We start from the raw sequence: 20,379 nt of genomic DNA, 5'->3' as shown, positions 1-20,379 counted from the left end.
TCCTAGCCGCCGAAGGTACCAATCGGATCGCTGAAAGCCGAGTGCAGATCGTTCAATTGGCTGATGGGCATGTAGAAGCTGCAGCCCTTGCAGGGCTCGGGAACGCCGCAACCCTGCCAATCCCAGAGCGCCTTGACCCGTTCCGAGCCCAGCAGTTCGGCCAGGCTGGCCTCGCGAATATCGCCCAGCATCAGGGCCGTCTTGCCGTCGAAGTCGGCGCAACCGCAGAATGACACCTTGCCGCTCGACAGCACCTGCAGGCTGATCAGCGGCAGCGCGCACTGCTCGGTGTTGCGCCGCGGCGGCATCCACTCGGCGTCCAGCGGCAACGGCTTGGACGTATCGAACACCGTCCAGTTGGCGTAGGTCCGCGTGCCGGGCAGCGACAGCTGGCCCGGTTCGATGCCTGCGCGCTGGGCGACATCGGCCAGCCAGGCGTCGATCTCGTCGGTCGTGCGCTCCCGCAGGTGCCGCGCGCCCAACCCCACCTTGCCGACGCCGAAAATGCGGATCAGCCGGCCCAGCGAGTCCATGAACTGATCGTACTGGTCCTTGCGGGTCATCAGCGCGAATTCTTCGGCGTCCAGGCCGTAGACCGACACCGTGATGCGGTCGAAATAGCCGGCCAGCTCGGCCAGCTCTTCGTCCGTATAGAGATAGGCCATGGTGGCGTTGGTGATCGCCGAGACGCGGGAGATCGCCGGCGTCGCGCGCAGCAGCTTCAGGCGTTCGAGAAGCTGCTTGTCCAGCAGCACCTCGCCGACCATCGGCGTCAGGGTGACCGGACCGCCGCCCAGCGCCGCGTAGTCGGCCACCACCTTGGCGAACACCGCCATGTCCATGCCCTGCTTCTTGCGGGTCTGGATCGAGTACGGGCAGATCACGCAGTCGTTGTTGCAGATATTGACCGTCTCGATGCTGATCGCCAGCGGACGGAAGCGGCCCCTGTGGGTGAAGTACGAGATCCGCTCCGGACGGTAGATGGCCGGGAACTTGGCGATCGGATGCCCCGAGACACGCTCGCGATATTCCGGCGAACCGATGATCTCGGTCTTGATGTCCTCGATCGCCGCACCACGCTCCATCCAGGCCACGCAGGCGGCCAGGGCGTCGGGATCCGGCTCGCGCTTGAGCAGATCCTGGTAGAGGTGGCGGACGATCTGGACCGCGTAGCCGTTCTCGCCGGCGCCCGAGGTCGGCGAGGCCGACATCCTGGGCTCGGCGGAACGGCTACGACGGAAGATCACAGGCGCAGGACCGTCGTTTCCACGACCGGCTTGCGTTCCCAGATCCGGAACGCGGCCTTCTTCACGGCGCGAGAGATGGCGCTTTCGATCGCTTCGTCCTGCTCGCGGGTATCGCCCGCCAGCTTCTTGTAGGCGGTCTCGGCCTCCTCGGCGAGATCGTCGAGCGCGTCGTCCAGCGAATACTCTTCGTCGCCAGCCAAGCCGATGCCGCGCACTTGCGGACCCGAGACGATCTTGTTGCGACCGTCCAGGACGATCGACACCACCAGCATCCCGTTGAACGCAGCATGACGGCGCTCGCGCAGGGCGTCGCCGTTCTCGGGCGTGACCACGCCGCCGTCGACATACAGGCGCCCGGCCGGCACCTCGTCGATGATCTCCGGATGCCCCGGCGCCAGGCGCACCATGTCGCCGTTGCGCGGCGAGATGGCGTGCGGGATCTGCAGGTCCTTGGCGAAGGCGGCGTGCTCGATCAGGTGACGGCGCTCGCCATGGGTCGGCACCGCGATCGTCGGACGGACCCAGGCGTACATCTGGCGCAGCTCTTCACGGCACGGGTGACCCGACACGTGGATGCCCGGCGTGTCGCGCTCGGTGTGCAGGCGCACGCCTCGGTCGGCCAGCTTGTTCTGGAGGTTGCGGATCGGGATCTCGTTGCCCGGGATGACCCTTGAGGAGAAGATCACATGGTCGCCCTGCCCCAGCTTCACGTGCGGGTGGCTGCCGTCGGCGATGCGCGACAGCGCGGCGCGAGCCTCGCCCTGGCTGCCGGTGCAGAGGAACAGGACCTCGTTCTCGGGCAGGTGCTTGGCCTGATCGTCGTTGATGAAAGGCTCGAGCCCCTGAAGCAGCCCCACCGACCGCGCGGCGGCGGCCATGCGGTGCATCGAGCGGCCAGCGAGGCTGACCTTACGGCCGCAGGCCTGGGCGGCGCGGATCACGGTGTCCATGCGCGCCACGTTCGAGGCGAAGCAGGCCACGGCGATCTTGCCCGACAAGCTCTGGATCAGGTTCCCCAGCGCCTCGCGGACATCGGCTTCCGATCCCGCCGAGCCTTCGACAAAGACGTTGGTGCTGTCGCAGACCATGGCCAGCACGCCTTCATCGCCCAGGCGGCGTAGGGCGGCGTCATCGGTCGGCGCGCCAAGCTGCGGCTCGGGATCGATCTTCCAGTCGCCGGTGTGCAGGATCGTGCCCAGCGGCGTCTTGATCGCCAGGCCGTTCGGCTCGGGGATCGAGTGCGTCAGGGTGATCAGTTCCAGGTCGAACGGGCCGAGCGAGAACTTGCCGCCCAGCGGCACCTCGGTGATCGGCACGTCGTCCAGGATGCCCGCGTCCCGCAACTTTTCGCGCAGCAGGAAGGCGGTGAACGGCGTGGCGTAGACCGGCGCCTTCAGGCGCGGCCACAGCCAGTGCACCGCGCCCAGGTGGTCTTCGTGGGCGTGGGTCAGGACGATGCCGATGATGTCCTTGGCATAGGGCTCGATATAGGACGGATCGGGCAGAATGATCTCGACCCCCGGCGTCGTCTGGTCGCCAAAGGTCACGCCCAGGTCGACGACGATCCACTTGCGATCGTGCGCCGGCCCAAAGCCGTACAGGTTGAAGTTCATGCCGATCTCGTTCGACCCGCCCAGCGGCAGGAAGACGAGCTCGTCGCTCTTGGATTTTTTCATCAGGTCTCGGAAATGGTGTTTCGACGATAGATTTCGAGAAGACCCCGTATCGTCAGGTCGGAGTCAAAGTGGTCGATGCTGTCGGTGGCGCCCTCGAACAACGAGGCGACGCCGCCGGTGGCGATAACGGTCATGGGCTCGCCGCGCTCAGCCTTGATACGCGAGACGAGCCCTTCGATCAGAGAGATATACCCCCAGAAGACGCCCGATTGCATGGCCGACACCGTATCGGTGCCCACGATCCTGTTACCAGCCGGCCGCTGAATGGCGATCCGAGGCAGCTTGGCCGCCGCCTCGTGCAGGGCTTGCATCGAAAGATTGATGCCCGGCGAGATGATCCCGCCCTCGAACGCGCCGTCGGCGGCCACGATGTCGAAGGTGGTGGCGGTGCCGCTGTCGATCACGATCAGCGGGCCCGGATAGACCATGTGCGCGCCGATGGCGTTGACCAGGCGGTCGGCGCCGGCCTCGGAGGGCTTCTCGATGCGGACATCGATGCCCAGCCGGGCGTTCTCGCCGATCACCAGCGGCTCGACGTTGAGGTAGCGCCGGCTGAGGTTGCGCAGGTTGAAGATCGACTGCGGCACGACGCTGGAGATGATCACCGCGTCGATGGCGCGGAAGCCGATGCCCTGCATCGACAGCAGCTGCGAGAGCCACACCACGTACTCGTCGGCGGTGCGGGTGCTCTCGGTGGCCGCGCGCCACTGAGCCAACCACGACGCGCCGTCGTGAATGGCGAACATGGTGTTGGTGTTGCCCTGTTCAATGGCGAGAAGCATCACGCGCCTCCGAAGAATACATCGCCGGCGGTGATCCGGCGGATCCTGCCGTCATCCAGACGAAGCCGTAGAGCCCCGTCGCCGTCCAGCCCCTCGGCGATCCCTTCGACCGTCTCGGTTCCCAGGCGCGCGACGCAAGGCTCACCCAGGCCATGGGCGCGGGCCGTCCAGGCGTCGGCGATCGCGGGAAAGCCCAGCGAGGTCCAGACCCGCGACCAGCGCTCGAACGCCTCGGCCAGGGCCTGGGCGGCCTCGGGCGCGCCCGGCGGCGGAATGTCGCGATGGCTGGCGATCGAGGTGGCGGGTCGTTCGCTGTTGGTCGGCTTGCGGGCCAGGTTGACGCCGACGCCGACGGCCAGCCACAGGCCGCCCAAGGGCGAGGCGCCCGACTCGATCAGTATGCCGCTGACCTTCAGTCCGCCCAGCAGCGGGTCGTTGGGCCACTTCAGGCTGACCAGGGAGGCCGGCACGTACTGGCCCAGCATGTCGGCCACGGCCAGGGCGACGACGAACGAGACCTGGGCGGCTTCGGCCGGCGGCTTGTCGGTACGCAGAAGCAGGGTAGCGGCGAGGTTGCCCTCGCCCGTTTCCCAGGCCCGACCGCGACGCCCGTGGCCGGCGGTCTGGCGAAGGCCGACCAGCCACACGGGGCCGGCCTCGCCAGCCTCGGCCCGGCGACGGGCTTCGGCGTTGGTGGAGTCGATCTCATCGAGAACGACGATGGGTGGGACGACGACGGGCGGAACGCCCGTCACGTCACGCGTGACCAAAGGCGGCCGCGGCGGCCTTGGCGGCGGGATCCAGCCAGACCAGGGCCACGAGCACGATCGGGAACGAGAAGAACGCGGCCGCGATGCCGACGGCTTGCGCCGAAGGCGACGGCGCGTCGACCGAACCGGCCGGTGCGTCGAACCACATCGATTTGATCAGTCGCAGGTAATAGAACGCCGCGACAACCGAGCCGACCAGACCCAGGACGGCGGCCCATTGCAGGACCACGTCGCCCGCGCCCAGGGCGGCCTTGAAAACGTAGTACTTCGACCAGAAACCCGAGAACGGCGGCAGGCCCAGGGCCGACAGCGAGAACGCCGTCATGGCCAGGGCGACGCCCGGACGTTCCTTGATCAGGCCCGCCATGTCCTCGATCGTCTCCATCGGCTTGCCGTCGCGGTTCAGCGCCTGCAGGCAGGCGAAGAAGCCGGTGACGTCGACCATGTAGAGCACCATGAAGACCAGCATCGCATGCAGGCCGACCTCGCCGCCCGCCGCGACGCCCAGCAGGGCGTAGCCGACATTGGCGATCGAGGAATAGGCCCACAGGCGCTTGAGGTTGGTCTGGGCCAGGCCCGCGAAGGCGCCGATGAAGATCGACAGCAGGGCCGCGATCACCAGGATCTGACGCCACTGGTCGCCAGCGGCTGGGAAGGCGTCGCCCAGCACGCGGGCGAACATCATCATGGCGGCCAGCTTCGGCGCGGCGGCGAAGAAGCCGACGACCGGGGTCGGGGCGCCTTCATAGACGTCCGGGGTCCACATGTGGAACGGCGCCGCCGAGACCTTGAAGGCCAAGCCGCAGATCAGGAACACCAGGCCGAACAGCAGGCCCGTGCCGTGCGCGCCGCCGTGGGCGGCGGCCAGGGCGATCTGGCTGAAGTGGGTCGAGCCGGTGAAGCCGTAGATCAGCGAGCTGCCGTACAACAGCAGGCCCGACGACAGAGCGCCCAGCACGAAGTACTTCAGACCCGCCTCCGACGACTTGGCGTCGTCGCGGCGCATGGCGGCCAGCACGTACAGGGCCAGGGACTGCAGCTCGACGCCGACATAGAGGCTGATCAGGTCGCCAGCCGAGGCGGTGACGCCCATGCCGAGCGCCGCCAGGATCACCAGGACGGCGTATTCGAACTTCTGGTCGTTACGTTGGGCCAGCCAGCGGTCGCCCAGCACCACGGCGATGGCGCTGGAGAGATAGATGGCCACCTTGGCGTAGGTCGCCGCGGCGTCGGCCGCGTAGACGCCGCCAAAGGCGCGGCCATGCGGCCCAAGGACGGCCGTGGCGGCGGCCGCGATCAGCGCCGCGACGGCGGCCAGGGTGAAGATGGCCCCGACCTTGCCCCGGAAGGCGCCGGCGACCAGCAGGACGAGCGCCGCGATCGCGAGAACGATCTCAGGCAGGACGAGCGTGAAGTGGGCGGAAAAGGTCATAGGCTCCTCACCCGCCCACGGCGGCGCGCCAGGCGCCGACGAGCGCGTCGACGGACGTCGCGGTCAGGTTGAACACGAGATTGGGATAGACGCCCAGCAGCAGGGTCATCGCGATCAGCGGCACGAACAGCACGATCTCGCGCGCGTCCAGATCTGTGATGGTCTTCAGCTCGGGATTGGTGATCTCGCCGTACATGACCCGGCGATAAAGGGTCAGGGCGTACATGGCCGACAGGATCACGCCGGTGGCCGCCACGATCGCCGTCCAGGTCGACGCCTTGTAGACGCCGGTCATGGTCAGGATTTCACCGACAAAGCCCGAGGTGCCCGGCAGGCCGACATTGCCCATGGTGAACAGCAGGAACACGAAGGCGTAGTGCGGCATCCGGTTGGTCAGGCCACCGTAGAAGGCGATCTCGCGGGTGTGCATGCGGTCGTAGACCACGCCGACGCAGAGGAAGAGCGCGCCGGAGATCACCCCGTGGCTCAGCATCTGAAACAGGGCGCCCTGCTCGCCCGCCGCGTTACCCGAGAAGATGCCCATGGTCACGAAGCCCATGTGGGCGATCGACGAATAGGCGATCAGCTTCTTGATGTCGGTCTGACGGAAGGCGACCAGCGAGGTGTAGACGATGGCGATGGCCGACATCGCGAACACCAGCGGCTGGAACATCTCCGAGGCGTTGGGGAACATCGGCAGGCTGAAGCGCATGAAGCCGTAGCCGCCGAGCTTCAGCAGGATGCCGGCCAGGATGACCGAACCGGCCGTCGGGGCTTCCACGTGGGCGTCGGGCAGCCAGGTGTGCACCGGCCACATCGGCATCTTCACCGCGAACGAGGCGAAGAAGGCCAGCCACAGCCAGGTCTGCAGCCACGGAGCGAACTTGAACGTCATCAGCGCCGGGATCGACGAGGTGCCGGCGATATTGATCATGGCCAGGATGGCGGCCAGCATCAGGATCGAACCCAGCAGCGTGTAGAGGAAGAACTTGTAGGCCGCGTAGATCCGACGCTTGCCGCCCCAGATGCCGATGATCAGGAACATCGGGACCAGGCTGAATTCGAAGTAGAGATAGAACAGGATCAGGTCGAGCGCGCAGAATACGCCGATCACCAGGGTCTCCAGGACCAGGAAGGCGATCAGATATTCGACGACGCGCTTCTCGATCGACTTCCAGCTGGCGATGATGCAGATCGGCAGCAGGAACGCGGTCAGCAGGACGAACAGCACCGAGATGCCGTCCACGCCCATACGGTAATGCAGGCCCGCGAACCAGGCGAAGTCTTCCACGAACTGGAAGCCCGGGTTCTTCGGATCGAACTGCAGGGTCAGGACGATCGACAGGCCGAACGTGACCAGGGTGGTCGCGAGCGCGATCCACTTGGCCAGGGTGTCGGTCTTTTCGCTCGCGCCGCTGAAGGCGCGCGCGGCGAGGATCACCGCGACGCCGACGATCGGCGCGAAGGTCGTAAGGCTGAGAAGGCCGCTCATAAGCTCCGTCCCCCTCAACGGAAGGCGTACAGGGCGAAGGTCAGCAGGCCGGCGACGCCGAGCAGCATGACAAACGCGTAGTGATAGAGATAGCCGGTCTGCAGCTTGCCGGTGCGCCTGCCTACCTCATAGGAGAGTTTGCTGACGCCGTCCGGGCCGAGGCCGTCGATGATCTTCTGGTCGCCGCCCTTCCAGAACAGGTCGCCGAGGAACTTGGCGAAGCGCACGAAGGTGGCGTCGTAAAGTTCGTCGAAGAACCACTTGTTGTAGAAGAAGACGTACAGCGGGCCCTTGCGCTCGGCCAGCTTCAGGCCCAGCCGCTCGTTGCCCTTGATGAGGTAGACGTAGACCGCGACCAGCAGACCCAGGATCGAGGCGATCAGCGGGCTCCACTTCACCCACTCGGCCACTTCGTGCGCCTGGTGGAGGACGTGGTTGGTCGGGGCGTTGTAGATCGCGCCGCGCCAGAACTCTTCCTGGTGGTGGCCGACGAAGTAGTCGGTGAACACGAAGCCGGCGAAGATCGCGCCCAGCGACAGCACCACCAGCGGGATCAGCATCACCCACGGGCTCTCATGCGGCTTGTGGTCGTGACCATGGCCGTGATCGTCATGCGCGTGGTCATCGTGCGCCCCGTGCGCATGGGCGTCGTGACCCTGGGCGGCGTGGGCGTCACCGTGGGCGTGGTGGTCGTCATGACCCCAGCGCGCCTTGCCGTTGAAGGTGAAGAAGGCCAGGCGCCACGAGTAGAACGAGGTCAGGCCCGCGACGAGCACGCCGATCACCCAGGCGAACATGGCGATGCCGTTCTGGCCGCCCGCGGCGAAGGCCGCTTCGATGATGGTGTCCTTCGAGTAGAAGCCGGCGAAGCCCAGGTGCAGCGGCGGGAAGCCCAGGCCCGTGATGGCGATCGTGCCGATCGTCATGGCGATGAAGGTCACCGGCAGCAGCTTGGCCAGGGCGCCGTACTTCCGCATGTCCTGCTCGTGGTGCATGCCGTGGATCACCGAACCGGCGCCCAGGAACAGCAGCGCCTTGAAGAAGGCGTGGGTGAACAGGTGGAACATGGCCGCCTGGTAGGCGCCAACGCCGGCGGCGAAGAACATGTAGCCGAGCTGCGAACAGGTCGAGTAGGCGATCACGCGCTTGATGTCATTCTGGGTCAGGCCGACCGTGGCGGCGAACAGGGCCGTCACCGCGCCGATCACCGTGACGATGTTCTTGGCCACCGGGGCGTATTCGAACATCGGCGACAGCAGGCACAGCATGTAGACGCCGGCGGTCACCATGGTGGCCGCGTGGATCAGGGCCGAGACCGGGGTCGGGCCTTCCATGGCGTCCGGCAGCCAGGTGTGCAGGAAGAACTGCGCTGACTTGCCCATCGCGCCGATGAACAGCAGGAAGCAGGCGATATCCATCAGCGGCCAGGTGTGGCCGGCGAATTCCCAGGTCTTGCCGGCGTGGCTGGCGATCATCGGGAACAGCTCGGCGAACTGGATCGTGCCGAACGCCCAGAAGGTGGTCATGATGCCGAGGGCGAAACCGAAGTCGCCGACCCGGTTGACCACGAAGGCCTTGATGGCCGCGGCGCTGGCCGACGGCTTCTTGTACCAGAAGCCGATCAGCAGGTACGAGGCCAGGCCCACGCCTTCCCAGCCGAAGAACAGCTGCATGAAGTCGGCGGCGGTGACCAGCGACAGCATGGCGAAGGTGAACAGCGACAGGTACGCGAAGAAGCGCGGCTTGCTGTCGTCCTCGGCCATGTAGCCCCAGGAATAGATATGCACGAGCATCGAAACGGTCGTGACCACGATCAGCATGGTCGCCGACAGGGCGTCGATGCGGATCGACCAGTCGGCCTGGAAGTCGCCGATGTGGATGAACGGCAGCAGATGGACGGTGAAGGCTTCCATGTGCCCCCAGGTCCACTGGCTGAACGTGTACCAGCTAAGGCCGCAGGCCAGGATCAGCGCGCCGGTGGTGACCGACTGCGAGGCCACGTCGCCGATGCGGCGACCGAACAGGCCGGCGATGGCCGCGGCGATGATCGGCGCGAAAACGAGAATGGTGACAAGCGTCTGCATGACGTCGCTTAGCCCTTCATCATGCTGGCGTCGTCAACCGCGATGTCGCCGCGGTTTCGGAAGAAGGTGACGAGAATGGCCAGACCCACGGCCGCCTCGGCGGCGGCGACGGTCAGCACGAACATGGCGAAGATCTGCCCCGCCACATCGTGCAGGAACGAAGAGAACGCCACGAGATTGATGTTCACCGCGAGCAGGATCAGTTCGATCGACATCAGGATGACGATGACGTTCTTGCGGTTCACGAAGATGCCGAAGACGCCGATCGTGAACAGGATCGCGGCGACGACGAGATAGTGCGACAGGCCGATCATTCGGAGATCCCCTCACCCGGCTTGATCTGGACCAGTTCCATGCCGGTCTTCGGCGTACGGGCGACTTGCTTGCCGATGTCCTGGCGCTTGACGCCCGGCTTGTGGCGCAGGGTCAGGACGATGGCGCCGATCATGGCGACCAGCAGCACCAGGCCCGCCAGCTGGAAGAAGAAGACATAGTCGGTGTAGAGCACCCGACCGATCGCCTCGGTGTTCGGAACACCGCCCGGCGAAGCGTTTGGCAGCGCGTTCCGCGAGGCCGCGCCGTTGGTGGCGACCGCGGCCACGACCATCACCATCTCGGTGGCGATGACCAGGGCGATCGCCCCGCCGAACGGCAGGTACTGCACGAAGCCTTGCCGGAGTTCGGCGAAGTCCACGTCCAGCATCATGACGACGAACAGGAACAGCACCGCGACCGCGCCCACATAGACGACGATCAGCAGCATCGCCAGGAACTCCGCGCCCAGCAGGACGAAGAGGCCGGCGGCCGAGAAGAAGGCGGTGATCAGGAAGAGCACCGAGTGCACGGGATTCCGCGCCGACACGACGAGCAAGCCCGCCGCGATGGTCGTGAAAGCCAGCAGATAGAAAGCGATCGCCTGCAAGGCCATTGGCCCAGGTGCTCCCCTGAAAACTTAAGTCCAATGACGACGCGGCCGAACGGCGCGCCGCCTCCTAGGATTCGCCCGTCCCTTTAACGGTAGGGCGCGTCCAACTCCAGATTCTTCGCGATCAGGCGCTCCCAGCGGTCGCCGTTATCGAGAAGACGTTCCTTGTCGTAGTAGAGCTCTTCGCGGGTCTCGGTCGCGAACTCGATGTTCGGGCCTTCCACGATGGCGTCCACCGGGCAGGCCTCCTGGCACAGGCCGCAGTAGATGCACTTGACCATGTCGATGTCGTAGCGGGTCGTGCGGCGGCTGCCGTCCTCGCGCGGTTCGGCCTCGATGGTGATGGCCTGGGCCGGGCAGATGGCTTCACAGAGTTTGCAGGCGATGCAGCGCTCTTCGCCCGACGGATACCGGCGCAGGGCGTGCTCGCCCCGGAAGCGCGGCGACTGCGGGCCGCGCTCGTTCGGATAGATCACCGTCTTCTTCGGCGCGATCATGTACTTCATGGCCAGGCCGAAGGCGCCGGCGAAGTCCAGAAGGGCAGCGCCCTTGACCGCTTGAGTGATGCGCTGGAACACCAGAGCTCTCCTAAACCTATACTTCGTGAAGGGGCGTTGGCCCCTCCCCGTCTCGATCTGGGCTGAAAGCCCCTATTTCGGCCCGCGCGGGATCACGCAGGTGTAGTTCGACAGCTGAGCGGGGTCGCCCCCGTCCTGCTTGGCCTGGATCACGCCGCCCGAGGCCTTGCACTTGTCGCCTTCGCGGCGGAGGTCGTCATAGCTGACCACCCCGTCGCCCAGCGAATAGGACCGATCCGTCGCCGCGACGCCCGCACAGGCCGTCAGGGCAAGTCCGGAAAGACCCAGCACAAGGATCGCGGCGCGACGCATCAGGCCCCCGGACCGAACACGCGCCAGGCGGCGACCGCGGCCACCAGCACCAGCGAGGTCGGCAGGAACACCTTCCAACCCAGGCGCATCAGCTGGTCGTAGCGGTAGCGCGGCACGATGGCCTTCGCCATGGCGATCATGAAGAACCAGAAGCAGATCTTGGCGTAGAACACCAAGGCCAGGAATAGATTGCCCCACCAGCCCCAGCTCTTCAGGAAGTCGGTCGGGAAACCGGGATTCCAGCCGCCGAAGAACAGTACGCTGATCATGGCGCACATCAGGACGATATTCGAATACTCGGCGACCATGAACAGCAGGTACGGCGTCGAGCTGTACTCGACCTGGTAACCGGCCACGAGTTCGGATTCGGCTTCCGGCAGATCGAAGGGCGGGCGATTGGTCTCGGCCAGGGCCGAGATGTAGAACATGCCCATCGAGACGACCATGATCGGCACGAGGATGATGTTCTTCAGGCCGCCGCCGAAGACGTTCCAGTTCCAGAACCAGCCCGACTGCTTCTCGACGATGGTCGACAGGTTCATCGAACCAGCCAGCAGGATCACCGTGATGATGATCAGGCCGATCGAGACTTCATACGACACCATCTGCGCCGCCGAACGCAGCGCGCCCAGGAACGGGTACTTCGAGTTCGAAGCCCAGCCGCCCATGATGATGCCGTAGACGCCCAGCGAGCTCATCGCCAGCAGATAGAGAATGCCGACATTGAGGTTCGAGACGACCCAGCCCGGCGCGAACGGCACCACGGCCCAGCCGACGAAGCCCAGGACCAGGCTGATCAGCGGCGCCAGGATGAAGATGATCTTGTCGGCGCCAGCCGGGATCACGATCTCCTTCAGCACGAACTTGAAGAAGTCGGCGAAGGACTGCAGCAGGCCGAACGGACCCACGACATTGGGGCCCTTGCGCATCTGGACGCCGGCCCAGATCTTGCGGTCGGCCAGCAGCAGGAAGGCCAGGCTCAGCAGGACCCAGATCACGACGAGCAGGATGCCGCCGGTCGTCAGCCCAAACCAGAGAAGCGGAGAAGTCGAGCCCACGATTTACTCCGCGGCGATCTTGGCGGCGCCGGACGCCACGGCCGCGCATTCGGCCATGGTCACGCTGGCGCGCGCGACGGGGTTGGTCAGGTGGAAAGCCTTGATCGGGCTTTCGAACGGCGCGTCCGAGACCTCGCCGTCAGCGCCGAGCGCGCCGACATCGAACGAGGTCGCGACGGAGCCCGGCGCGTAGTCGATCTGGCCGAAGGTCGGGTGGTCGGCGAACAGCTTGGCGCGCAGCTGGTCCAGGCTGTCGTAGGGCAGCTTGTGCCCCAGCACCTCCGACAGGGCGCGCAGGATCGACCAGTCTTCTTTGGCCTCGCCCTTCGGGAACACCGCGCGGCGGCCCATCTGGACCCGGCCTTCGAGGTTCACGTAGAGGCCGTTCTTCTCGGTGTAGGCCGCGCCCGGCAGGATCACGTCGGCCTTGTGGGCTCCGTTGTCGCCGTGCGTGCCGAGATAGATCTTGAAGGCGCCCGAGGCGGCCGTCTCGCACTCGTCGGCGCCCAGCAGGAGCAGGACATCCAGGGCGCCCGGCTTCAGCATGTCGGCCGTGGCCAGACCGCCCTCGGCCGGGACGAAGCCCATGTCGAGACCGGCGACGCGCGCGGCGGCGGTGTGAAGGACGTTCCAGCCGTTCCAACCCTCGCGCACGACCTTGACGGTCTTGGCGAGGCCGGCGGCGGCCTTGAGGATGGCCGCGCCGTCGGCGCGGGCCAGAGCGCCCTGGCCGATGATGATGGCGGGACGCTCGGCCGCCTTCAGGGCGTCGATGAAGTCGCCCTTGCTCTTGGCCAGACCCGACAGGGTCTTGGCGCCGGCGCCGAGGTAGTCGTAGTCGAACGTCAGATCGGCCTGCTCGCCGATGACGCCGAAGCGGGTCTTGCCGGCGATCCACTGCTTGCGGAAGCGGGCATTGAGGACCGGGGCCTCGATGCGCGGATTGGCGCCGACGAACAGCACGACGTCGGCGTTCTCGATGCCGGCGATCGTCGAGTTGAACAGCCAACTCTCGCGCGGGCCAGCGCCCAGCGCGGCGCCGTCCTGGCGGCTGTCCAGGTTCTTCACGCCCAGGGCGGTGAAGAGGTCCTTGGTCGCCTTCAGGCTCTCGGCGTCCTGCAGGTCGCCGGCGATGACGCCGATACGCTCGGGCGCGGTCGTCTTGATCTTGGCGGCGATGGCGGCGAAGGCTTCGGCCCAGGTCGCCGGCTTCAGGCTGCCGCCGACGCGGACGTACGGACGGTCGAGACGCTGACGGCCCAGGCCGTCGACGGCGTAGCGTGTCTTGTCCGAAATCCACTCCTCGTTGACGTCGTCGTTGTTGCGCGGCAGCACGCGCAGCACGGCGGCGGCGCGGCTGTCGACGCGGATCCACGAGCCCAGCGCGTCCATGACGTCGATGCTCTCGGTCTTCTTCAGCTCCCACGGACGGGCTTCGAAGGCGTAGGGCTTGGAGGTCAGGGCGCCGACCGGGCACAGGTCGATCACGTTGGCGCTGAGCTCCGACGTCACCGCCGCGCCCAGATAGGTCGTGATTTCAACGTCTTCGCCGCGCGAGATCAGGCCGATCTCCGGCGAGCCGGCGACTTCGGTGATGAAGCGGACGCAGCGCGTGCACTGAATGCAGCGCGTCATCACGGTCTTGATGAGCGGGCCCATGGCCTTTTCTTCGACCGCGCGCTTGTTCTCGTCATAGCGACTGTCGTCGCGGCCGTAGCCGACGGCCTGGTCCTGCAGGTCGCACTCGCCGCCCTGGTCGCAGATCGGGCAGTCCAGCGGGTGGTTGATGAGCAGGAACTCCATCACCCCTTCGCGGGCCTTCTTGACCATCGGGGTCTTGGTGAAGATCTCCTGGCCCTCGGCGGCCGGCAGGGCGCACGAGGCCTGAGGCTTCGGCGGGCCGGGCTTCACCTCGACCAGGCACATGCGGCAGTTGCCGGCGATGGACAGGCGCTCGTGATAGCAGAAGCGCGGGATCTCTTCCCCAGCCAGTTCCGCGACCTGCAGAACCGTCATGCCGGGTTCGAACTCGACTTCGACGCCGTTGACCTTGGCGATAGCCATAATCGTTACTCCGCCGCGATCAGCTTGGCGCCCTGCACGTGCAGGCGACCGCTACGATAGGAAGCGATCCGCTCCTCCACCTCGTGGCGGAAGTGACGGAACAGGCCCTGGATCGGCCAGGCGGCCGCGTCGCCCAGGGCGCAGATGGTGTGACCCTCGACCTGGGTCGTGACGTCCAGCAGGGTGTCGATCTCTTTCGGATCGGCCTCGCCGGTCGCCATGCGCTCCATGACGCGCCACATCCAGCCGGTGCCTTCGCGGCACGGCGTGCACTGGCCGCAGCTCTCGTGCTTGTAGAAGTAGCTCAGGCGGGCGATGGCGCGGACCAGGTCGGTCGACTTGTCCATGACAATGACGGCCGCGGTGCCGAGACCCGAGCGCAGGTTCCGCAGGGCGTCGAAGTCCATCGGCAGGTCTTCGCACTGCTCGGCCGGGATCATCGGCACGGACGAACCGCCCGGGATGACGGCCTTGAGGTTGCCCCAGCCGCCGCGGATGCCGCCGCAGTGATCTTCCATCAGCTGACGGAAGGGGATGCTCATGGCTTCTTCGACATTGCAAGGCAGGTTCACGTGGCCCGAGACGCAGAACAGCTTGGTGCCGGCGTTGTTCGGACGGCCGAAGCCCGCGAACCAGGCGGCGCCACGACGCAGGATCGTGCCGGCGACGGCGATGCTCTCGACGTTGTTGACCGTGGTCGGCATGCCGTAGAGGCCCGCGCCGGCCGGGAACGGCGGCTTCAGGCGCGGCTGGCCCTTCTTGCCTTCCAGGCTTTCCAGCAGGGCCGTCTCTTCGCCGCAGATATAGGCGCCGGCGCCGTGGTGGACGTAGAGGTCGAAGTCCCAGCCGTGGACGTTGTTCTTGCCGATCAGCTTGGCCTCGTAGGCCTGCTTGATGGCGGCTTCCAGCACTTCGCGCTCACGGACATATTCGCCGCGAATATAGATGTAGCAGGCGTGGGCCAGCATGGCGCGCGAGGCGATCAGGCAGCCCTCGATCAGGAGGTGCGGATCATGCCGCATGATCTCCCGGTCCTTGCAGGTGCCCGGCTCGGATTCGTCGGCGTTGACGACCAAGTAGTGCGGACGACCGTCCTTCACTTCCTTGGGCATGAACGACCACTTCAGGCCGGTGCCGAAGCCCGCCCCACCCCGGCCGCGCAGGCCGGAGTTCTTCATGTTGTCGATGATCCAGTCGCGCCCGGCGTCCAGGATGTCCTTGGTGCCATTCCAGCAGCCGCGCTTCTTCGCGCCCTCGAGGCCCCAATCATGGAGACCGTAGAGGTTCGTGAAGATGCGGTCCTTGTCTTCGAGGATACCGACCATGACTCAGCTTTGCGGATCGAATGGATGGGCGCGCACATAGCGCGTCCGACGAATGATGACATAGGCGAAAAGCAGCCAGCCGGCGCCAATCGTGACCAGACCGGCGACGACCGCCCAGAACGGGGCGCCCTGCACGGTGCGACCCCAGATCAGCAGGATCGCGCCTAGCAGGCACGCCACGAAGCCCACGCCGCGTTCACGGCGATGGAGGCCCCGGATGGTGTCGGCATAGGCCGCGCGGCGGAGGTTGAGTTCGCTGTCGTCAATCATGACGAAGTCCCCTCTCCCTTGGGGCCGCGCATCCAGCCCAGGATGAACCAGACGTGCGAGCCCAGGCCCGCGATGATGGCGCCCAGAAAGACCAGCCGCAGCCAGTCGATCCGCAGCGACACCGCGCCATAGATCGCGACGCCAGCCAGCACGAAGCACACCGCGTTGATGACGAGCATCGCGGTCAGGCGCTTCTTTTGCAGGGCGGCGTCGGCGGTCATGTTAGGCGGTCGCCTCAGGCTTGGCCTTCGTGGCCTTGGGCTTCTCCGGCAGGTTCGGGATCTTGATCTTCTTGGCGTAGCTGCCGTCGTACAGCTTCGGGTCCGTCAGGGTGTGGATCGCGCCCTTCGGTTCCGAGGCGCCCCGACCGTCGTAGCTGCCCGGCTTGGGCGACTTGCCAGCCGCGAAGTCGTCGAGGATCTGAGCCAGGCTCTCCGGCGTCAGGTCCTCGTAATAGTAGTCGTTGATCGCGGCCATCGGGGCGTTGCAGCAGGCGCCCAGGCACTCGACCTCTTCCCAGCTGAACTTGCCGTCGGCCGAGACGTGGTTGGCGTCGCCGATCTTGGCCTTCAGCACGGCCTTCAGGTCCAGCGCGCCGCGCAGCTGGCACGGCGTGGTGCCGCACAGCTGCACGAAGGCGACCTTGCCGACCGGCTGCAGCTGGAACATCACGTAGAAGGTGGCCACTTCCAGCACGCGGATGACCGGCATCTCGAGTTGCTTGGCGATCTCCTGGATCGCCGGTTCCGAGATCCAGCCTTCCTGCTTCTGGGCCAGCCACAGCATCGGGATCACCGCCGACTGCTTGCGGGCGGCGGGATACTTGGCTTTCCACCAGTCGGCCTTGGCCTGGCTGTCCTTGGAGAAGGCGAAGCTGGCCGGCTGTTCCTTGGCGAGACGACGAACACTCATCGGGCGAAATCCACGCGGACGATCTTGTCGCCCTTGAAGGTGTAGATGGCGGCGACCTGGAACGGCGCATCGCCGTTGCCGCGGTCAACATGCTCGTGGTCGATCACGTTCGCACCGACCACGATGCGGTTCAGCAGCTTGGCCTGGTTCTTGGGGAACTCGGCGAAGGTCTTGGCGTAGAAGGCGCGATAGGCGTCGAGCCCCGTGCGCGCCACGTCGCCGTTCAGGCCCGCCACGACGACGTCGTCGGCGAAGTGGGTGCAGTGCGCGTCCAGGTCCTGGGCGTTGTAGGCGTCCAGCTGAGCTTGGGCTATCGCTTCCAGGCTCACCGGTCGACCTCGCCGAACACGATGTCGAGCGAGCCCAGGATGGCCGAAACGTCGGCCAGCTGGTGGCCGCGGTTCATCCAGTCCATCGCCGCCAGGTGCGAGAAGCCCGGCGCCTTGATCTTCACGCGATACGGCTTGTTGGCGCCGTTGCTGACCACGTAGACGCCGAACTCGCCCTTGGGGGCTTCGACGGCTGCGTAGACCTCGCCTTCCGGCGTCTTGAAACCCTCGGTGTAGAGCTTGAAGTGATGGATCAGGGCTTCCATCGAACGCTTCATCTCGGCGCGACGGGGCGGGCTGACCTTGTTGTCTTCGGTCAGCACAGGACCCGGCGTACCGCGCAGCATGGCGACCGCCTGCAGGATGATCTTCGTCGACTCGCGCATCTCCTGCATGCGGCAGAGATAGCGATCGTAGCAGTCGCCATTCTTGCCCAGCGGGATGTCGAACTCGAACTCGTTGTAGTTCTCGTAGGGCTGGTTGCGGCGCAGGTCCCAGGCGATACCCGAGCCCCGGACCATCACGCCCGAGAAACCCCAGGCCCAGGCGTCTTCCTTGGTCACGACGCCGATGTCGACGTTGCGCTGCTTGAAGATGCGGTTGTCGGTGATCAGGCCTTCGATGTCGTCGCAGATCTTGGGGAAAGCCTTCGCCCAGGTCTCGATGTCGTCGATCAGGCTGGGGGTCAGGTCCTGGTGGACGCCGCCCGGACGGAAATAGTTGGCGTGCAGGCGAGCGCCGCAGGCGCGCTCGTAGAACACCATCAGCTTCTCGCGCTCCTCGAAGCCCCAGAGCGGCGGCGTCAGGGCGCCGACGTCCATGGCCTGGGTCGTCACGTTCAGCAGGTGATTGAGGATGCGACCGATCTCGCAGAACAGCACGCGCACGATCTGGCCGCGCCGGGGCACTTCCACGCCCAGCAGCTTCTCGATGGCCAGGCAGAACGCGTGCTCCTGGTTCATCGGCGCCACGTAGTCGAGGCGGTCGAAGTACGGGATGTTCTGCAGGTAGGTGCGCGCTTCCATCAGCTTCTCGGTGCCGCGATGCAGCAGGCCGATGTGCGGATCGACGCGTTCGACGATTTCGCCGTCCAGCTCGAGCACCAGGCGCAACACGCCGTGCGCGGCCGGGTGCTGCGGGCCGAAGTTGATGTTGAACTTGCGAACGGGCGTCTCCGGGATGGCCGGAGTCGTCGGTTGATCGCGGAAGAAGTCGGTCGCCGCGGCGGGCGAATTGGCGCCAGTCATGATTTAAGCGTCCCCTGCCCGCTTCTCGGCCTTCTCGTCGCCCGGCAGGGCGTACTTGGCACCCTCCCACGGAGACAGGAAATCGAACGCGCGGAACTCGGTGATCTTGACGGGTTCATAGACGACGCGCTTGAGCTCGTCGTCGTAGCGCACTTCCACATAACCCGTCATCGGGAAGTCCTTCCGCAACGGGTGGCCGTGGAAGCCGTAGTCGGTCAGGATCCGGCGCAGGTCCGGATGGCCTTCGAAGAAGATACCGAACATGTCGAACGCCTCGCGCTCGAACCAGTCGGCGACCGGGAACACCGGCGTGGCGCTGGGCACCGGGGTGTCCTCGTCCGTCATCACCTTCAGGCGGACGCGGGTGTTCTTCACCATCGACAGCAGGTGATAGACGACGTCGAAGCGCGCGGCTCGCTCCGGATAGTCCACGCCCGTCAGGTCGACCAGTTGGTGGAAGCGGCAGGCCGCGTCATCGCGCAGGAAGGTCAGGGTCTCGACCACGGTCGCGGCCTTGGCCACGATCGTCAGTTCACCAAACGCCACCGAGTGGCCCAGCACGCCGGGCGCGCGGGCGACGATGTCCTGGCCCAGGGTATCGAGGTCTTGGCTCATCGCTCGATCGTCCCCGTGCGACGGATCTTCTTCTGGAGCTGCAGCACGCCGTAGACCAGGGCTTCGGCCGTCGGCGGGCAGCCCGGCACGTAGATGTCGACCGGCACGACGCGGTCGCAGCCGCGCACGACGCTGTAGCTGTAGTAATAGTAGCCGCCGCCATTGGCGCAGCTGCCCATCGAGATGACGTAGCGCGGCTCCGGCATCTGGTCATAGACCTTGCGCAGGGCCGGAGCCATCTTGTTGGTCAGGGTGCCCGCGACGATCATCACGTCCGACTGGCGCGGGCTGGCGCGCGGCGCGAAGCCGAAGCGCTCCAGGTCATAACGCGGCATGGCCGAGTGCATCATCTCGACGGCGCAGCACGCCAGGCCGAACGTCATCCACATCAGCGAACCGGTGCGGGCCCAGGTGATCAGGTCATCGGCGGCGGCCGTGATAAAGCCCTTGTCCGCCAGCTGCTGCGAGACGCCATCAAAGAACGGGTCGTGCAGTTTGGGGTCATAGCCCTCGACCGTCGAACGGCCGCCCGAAAGCGCCGGAACCGACGATGAATTGGCGGGAACGATCACTCCCATTCGAGGGCGCCCTTCTTCCATTCATAGATAAAGCCGACGGTCAGCACGCCCAGGAAGGTCATCATCGACCAGAAGGCGAACTGGGCCACGTCGTGCGGCAGCTTCATCAGCGTGACCGCCCAGGGGAACAGGAACGCCACTTCCAGGTCGAAGATGATGAAGAGGATCGACACCAGATAGAACCGGACGTCGAATTTCATGCGCGCATCGTCGAAGGCGTTGAAGCCGCATTCGTAGGCGGACAGTTTTTCCGGGTCCGGCGCCTTCGGCGCAAGCACGGCTGCCGCGAGGATGAAGACGATGCCGATGGCCGCCGCGATCCCTAGGAAGATCACGATCGGCAGATACTGGAGAAGGAAGGCGGTCATGACAGCCCTTGGCTTGAATCGAGCGGGTTGTAGCCCACTGTCGCCAACGCTTCAAACGCCGGAACCACATTGAGAAACGATCGCAACTAGAGTTGTTTCCGCTAACGGCGATCGATTGCACGCGAACGCTTTCGTCTGTGTCTCAAAGGACCGGCGCGACCGCCCCGCTCTGCTCCATCCACATGAAATCGCCCAGCCCCGCCGGGCTATTTGCCGCTTCTTCGATATGGCCGTTGACACGAGTCTTCGCCCGACATATCAGACGCCCCTCGCCGCAGGGCGGGTCGCACTTTCGCTTCGGCGAAGGGATATGCG

At 65.8% G+C, this 20,379-nt stretch carries 22 protein-coding genes; all 22 read right to left on the bottom strand.

The genetic code is table 11. The features are described from left to right. Positions 1-2 precede the first annotated feature (2 nt). Positions 3-1,211, bottom strand: coding sequence for a radical SAM/SPASM domain-containing protein (locus AC1RNC_RS07565; RefSeq protein WP_492885035.1), 1,209 nt, complete (start codon positions 1,209-1,211; stop codon positions 3-5). A gap of 32 nt (positions 1,212-1,243) precedes the next feature. Beyond that, positions 1,244-2,923 carry a ribonuclease J gene (locus AC1RNC_RS07560; protein ID WP_492885033.1) on the bottom strand — a complete coding sequence of 560 codons (1,680 nt, stop codon included), beginning with the start codon at positions 2,921-2,923 and terminating at the stop codon, positions 1,244-1,246. Continuing rightward, entirely contained in the window at positions 2,923-3,708 is a 786-nt protein-coding gene (locus AC1RNC_RS07555; RefSeq protein WP_492838575.1) for a type III pantothenate kinase, read from the bottom strand. Before AC1RNC_RS07555 ends, AC1RNC_RS07560 begins: the two co-directional genes overlap by 1 nt. Next, entirely contained in the window at positions 3,705-4,460 is a 756-nt protein-coding gene (locus tag AC1RNC_RS07550; protein WP_492885506.1) for a biotin--[acetyl-CoA-carboxylase] ligase, read from the bottom strand. The genes AC1RNC_RS07555 and AC1RNC_RS07550 overlap by 4 nt, the downstream gene beginning before the upstream one ends. 1 nt (position 4,461) lies before the next feature. Then, positions 4,462-5,907 (bottom strand): NADH-quinone oxidoreductase subunit NuoN, encoded by a 1,446-nt coding sequence (nuoN, locus tag AC1RNC_RS07545; protein WP_492885031.1) that lies wholly within the window; start codon positions 5,905-5,907, stop codon positions 4,462-4,464. A gap of 7 nt (positions 5,908-5,914) precedes the next feature. Then, positions 5,915-7,417 carry an NADH-quinone oxidoreductase subunit M gene (locus AC1RNC_RS07540; RefSeq protein ID WP_492885029.1) on the bottom strand — a complete coding sequence of 501 codons (1,503 nt, stop codon included), beginning with the start codon at positions 7,415-7,417 and terminating at the stop codon, positions 5,915-5,917. Further along, a complete protein-coding gene (gene nuoL, locus AC1RNC_RS07535; protein ID WP_492885027.1) occupies positions 7,414-9,483 on the bottom strand; it encodes an NADH-quinone oxidoreductase subunit L in 2,070 nt (689 codons plus the stop codon). The genes AC1RNC_RS07540 and nuoL overlap by 4 nt, the downstream gene beginning before the upstream one ends. An 8-nt stretch (positions 9,484-9,491) precedes the next feature. Continuing rightward, entirely contained in the window at positions 9,492-9,797 is a 306-nt protein-coding gene (gene nuoK / locus AC1RNC_RS07530) for an NADH-quinone oxidoreductase subunit NuoK (RefSeq protein WP_099577602.1), read from the bottom strand. Further along, positions 9,794-10,411 carry an NADH-quinone oxidoreductase subunit J gene (locus AC1RNC_RS07525; RefSeq protein WP_492838584.1) on the bottom strand — a complete coding sequence of 206 codons (618 nt, stop codon included), beginning with the start codon at positions 10,409-10,411 and terminating at the stop codon, positions 9,794-9,796. The genes nuoK and AC1RNC_RS07525 overlap by 4 nt, the downstream gene beginning before the upstream one ends. A gap of 83 nt (positions 10,412-10,494) precedes the next feature. Further along, entirely contained in the window at positions 10,495-10,986 is a 492-nt protein-coding gene (gene nuoI, locus AC1RNC_RS07520; RefSeq protein WP_056051151.1) for an NADH-quinone oxidoreductase subunit NuoI, read from the bottom strand. A gap of 72 nt (positions 10,987-11,058) precedes the next feature. Next, complete coding sequence (locus AC1RNC_RS07515; RefSeq protein ID WP_492104506.1) at positions 11,059-11,298, bottom strand: hypothetical protein; 240 nt, start codon at positions 11,296-11,298, stop codon at positions 11,059-11,061. Beyond that, positions 11,298-12,359 (bottom strand): NADH-quinone oxidoreductase subunit NuoH, encoded by a 1,062-nt coding sequence (gene nuoH, locus AC1RNC_RS07510; protein WP_492885504.1) that lies wholly within the window; start codon positions 12,357-12,359, stop codon positions 11,298-11,300. The genes AC1RNC_RS07515 and nuoH overlap by 1 nt, the downstream gene beginning before the upstream one ends. Next, positions 12,360-14,420, bottom strand: coding sequence for an NADH-quinone oxidoreductase subunit NuoG (gene nuoG / locus AC1RNC_RS07505; protein WP_492885024.1), 2,061 nt, complete (start codon positions 14,418-14,420; stop codon positions 12,360-12,362). 5 nt (positions 14,421-14,425) lie between these two features. Beyond that, positions 14,426-15,745, bottom strand: a complete 1,320-nt coding sequence (gene nuoF, locus AC1RNC_RS07500) for an NADH-quinone oxidoreductase subunit NuoF (protein ID WP_492885022.1) — start codon at positions 15,743-15,745, stop codon at positions 14,426-14,428. 3 nt (positions 15,746-15,748) lie between these two features. After that, entirely contained in the window at positions 15,749-16,015 is a 267-nt protein-coding gene (locus AC1RNC_RS07495) for a hypothetical protein (protein WP_395443429.1), read from the bottom strand. Then, positions 16,012-16,236 carry a hypothetical protein gene (locus AC1RNC_RS07490; protein WP_492885020.1) on the bottom strand — a complete coding sequence of 75 codons (225 nt, stop codon included), beginning with the start codon at positions 16,234-16,236 and terminating at the stop codon, positions 16,012-16,014. The genes AC1RNC_RS07495 and AC1RNC_RS07490 overlap by 4 nt, the downstream gene beginning before the upstream one ends. Position 16,237: 1 nt before the next feature. Then, positions 16,238-16,927 carry an NADH-quinone oxidoreductase subunit NuoE gene (gene nuoE, locus AC1RNC_RS07485; protein WP_492885018.1) on the bottom strand — a complete coding sequence of 230 codons (690 nt, stop codon included), beginning with the start codon at positions 16,925-16,927 and terminating at the stop codon, positions 16,238-16,240. Further along, on the bottom strand, positions 16,924-17,256 hold the full coding sequence (locus tag AC1RNC_RS07480; protein ID WP_492885016.1) for a nuclear transport factor 2 family protein: 333 nt from the start codon (positions 17,254-17,256) through the stop codon (positions 16,924-16,926). Before AC1RNC_RS07480 ends, nuoE begins: the two co-directional genes overlap by 4 nt. Then, a complete protein-coding gene (locus AC1RNC_RS07475; RefSeq protein ID WP_492838602.1) occupies positions 17,253-18,503 on the bottom strand; it encodes an NADH-quinone oxidoreductase subunit D in 1,251 nt (416 codons plus the stop codon). The genes AC1RNC_RS07480 and AC1RNC_RS07475 overlap by 4 nt, the downstream gene beginning before the upstream one ends. Before the next feature lie 3 nt (positions 18,504-18,506). Continuing rightward, positions 18,507-19,118 (bottom strand): NADH-quinone oxidoreductase subunit C, encoded by a 612-nt coding sequence (locus tag AC1RNC_RS07470; protein ID WP_492885014.1) that lies wholly within the window; start codon positions 19,116-19,118, stop codon positions 18,507-18,509. Further along, entirely contained in the window at positions 19,115-19,717 is a 603-nt protein-coding gene (locus tag AC1RNC_RS07465; protein ID WP_492838606.1) for a NuoB/complex I 20 kDa subunit family protein, read from the bottom strand. Before AC1RNC_RS07465 ends, AC1RNC_RS07470 begins: the two co-directional genes overlap by 4 nt. After that, positions 19,687-20,064 (bottom strand): NADH-quinone oxidoreductase subunit A, encoded by a 378-nt coding sequence (locus AC1RNC_RS07460; protein ID WP_125158569.1) that lies wholly within the window; start codon positions 20,062-20,064, stop codon positions 19,687-19,689. Before AC1RNC_RS07460 ends, AC1RNC_RS07465 begins: the two co-directional genes overlap by 31 nt. Positions 20,065-20,379: the final 315 nt, after the last annotated feature.

It is taken from the genome of Caulobacter sp. GW822-FHT01G02 (assembly GCF_058802865.1).
Note: the sequence above shows the minus strand (reverse complement) of the source record. Positions and strands in the feature narration are given on the sequence as shown.

Excerpts from the sequence above, each read along its gene's own strand:
- AC1RNC_RS07565 (WP_492885035.1), bottom strand. The coding sequence starts at position 1,211 with ATGTCGGCCTCGCCGACCTCGGGCGCCGGCGAGAACGGCTACGCGGTC.
- AC1RNC_RS07560 (WP_492885033.1), bottom strand. The coding sequence starts at position 2,923 with ATGAAAAAATCCAAGAGCGACGAGCTCGTCTTCCTGCCGCTGGGCGGG.
- nuoN (WP_492885031.1), bottom strand. The coding sequence starts at position 5,907 with ATGACCTTTTCCGCCCACTTCACGCTCGTCCTGCCTGAGATCGTTCTC.
- nuoL (WP_492885027.1), bottom strand. The coding sequence starts at position 9,483 with ATGCAGACGCTTGTCACCATTCTCGTTTTCGCGCCGATCATCGCCGCG.
- nuoK (WP_099577602.1), bottom strand. The coding sequence starts at position 9,797 with ATGATCGGCCTGTCGCACTATCTCGTCGTCGCCGCGATCCTGTTCACG.
- AC1RNC_RS07525 (WP_492838584.1), bottom strand. The coding sequence starts at position 10,411 with ATGGCCTTGCAGGCGATCGCTTTCTATCTGCTGGCTTTCACGACCATC.
- AC1RNC_RS07515 (WP_492104506.1), bottom strand. The coding sequence starts at position 11,298 with ATGCGTCGCGCCGCGATCCTTGTGCTGGGTCTTTCCGGACTTGCCCTG.
- nuoG (WP_492885024.1), bottom strand. The coding sequence starts at position 14,420 with ATGGCTATCGCCAAGGTCAACGGCGTCGAAGTCGAGTTCGAACCCGGC.
- nuoF (WP_492885022.1), bottom strand. The coding sequence starts at position 15,745 with ATGGTCGGTATCCTCGAAGACAAGGACCGCATCTTCACGAACCTCTAC.
- AC1RNC_RS07495 (WP_395443429.1), bottom strand. The coding sequence starts at position 16,015 with ATGATTGACGACAGCGAACTCAACCTCCGCCGCGCGGCCTATGCCGAC.
- AC1RNC_RS07490 (WP_492885020.1), bottom strand. The coding sequence starts at position 16,236 with ATGACCGCCGACGCCGCCCTGCAAAAGAAGCGCCTGACCGCGATGCTC.
- nuoE (WP_492885018.1), bottom strand. The coding sequence starts at position 16,927 with ATGAGTGTTCGTCGTCTCGCCAAGGAACAGCCGGCCAGCTTCGCCTTC.
- AC1RNC_RS07475 (WP_492838602.1), bottom strand. The coding sequence starts at position 18,503 with ATGACTGGCGCCAATTCGCCCGCCGCGGCGACCGACTTCTTCCGCGAT.
- AC1RNC_RS07470 (WP_492885014.1), bottom strand. The coding sequence starts at position 19,118 with ATGAGCCAAGACCTCGATACCCTGGGCCAGGACATCGTCGCCCGCGCG.
- AC1RNC_RS07465 (WP_492838606.1), bottom strand. The coding sequence starts at position 19,717 with ATGGAAGAAGGGCGCCCTCGAATGGGAGTGATCGTTCCCGCCAATTCA.
- AC1RNC_RS07460 (WP_125158569.1), bottom strand. The coding sequence starts at position 20,064 with ATGACCGCCTTCCTTCTCCAGTATCTGCCGATCGTGATCTTCCTAGGG.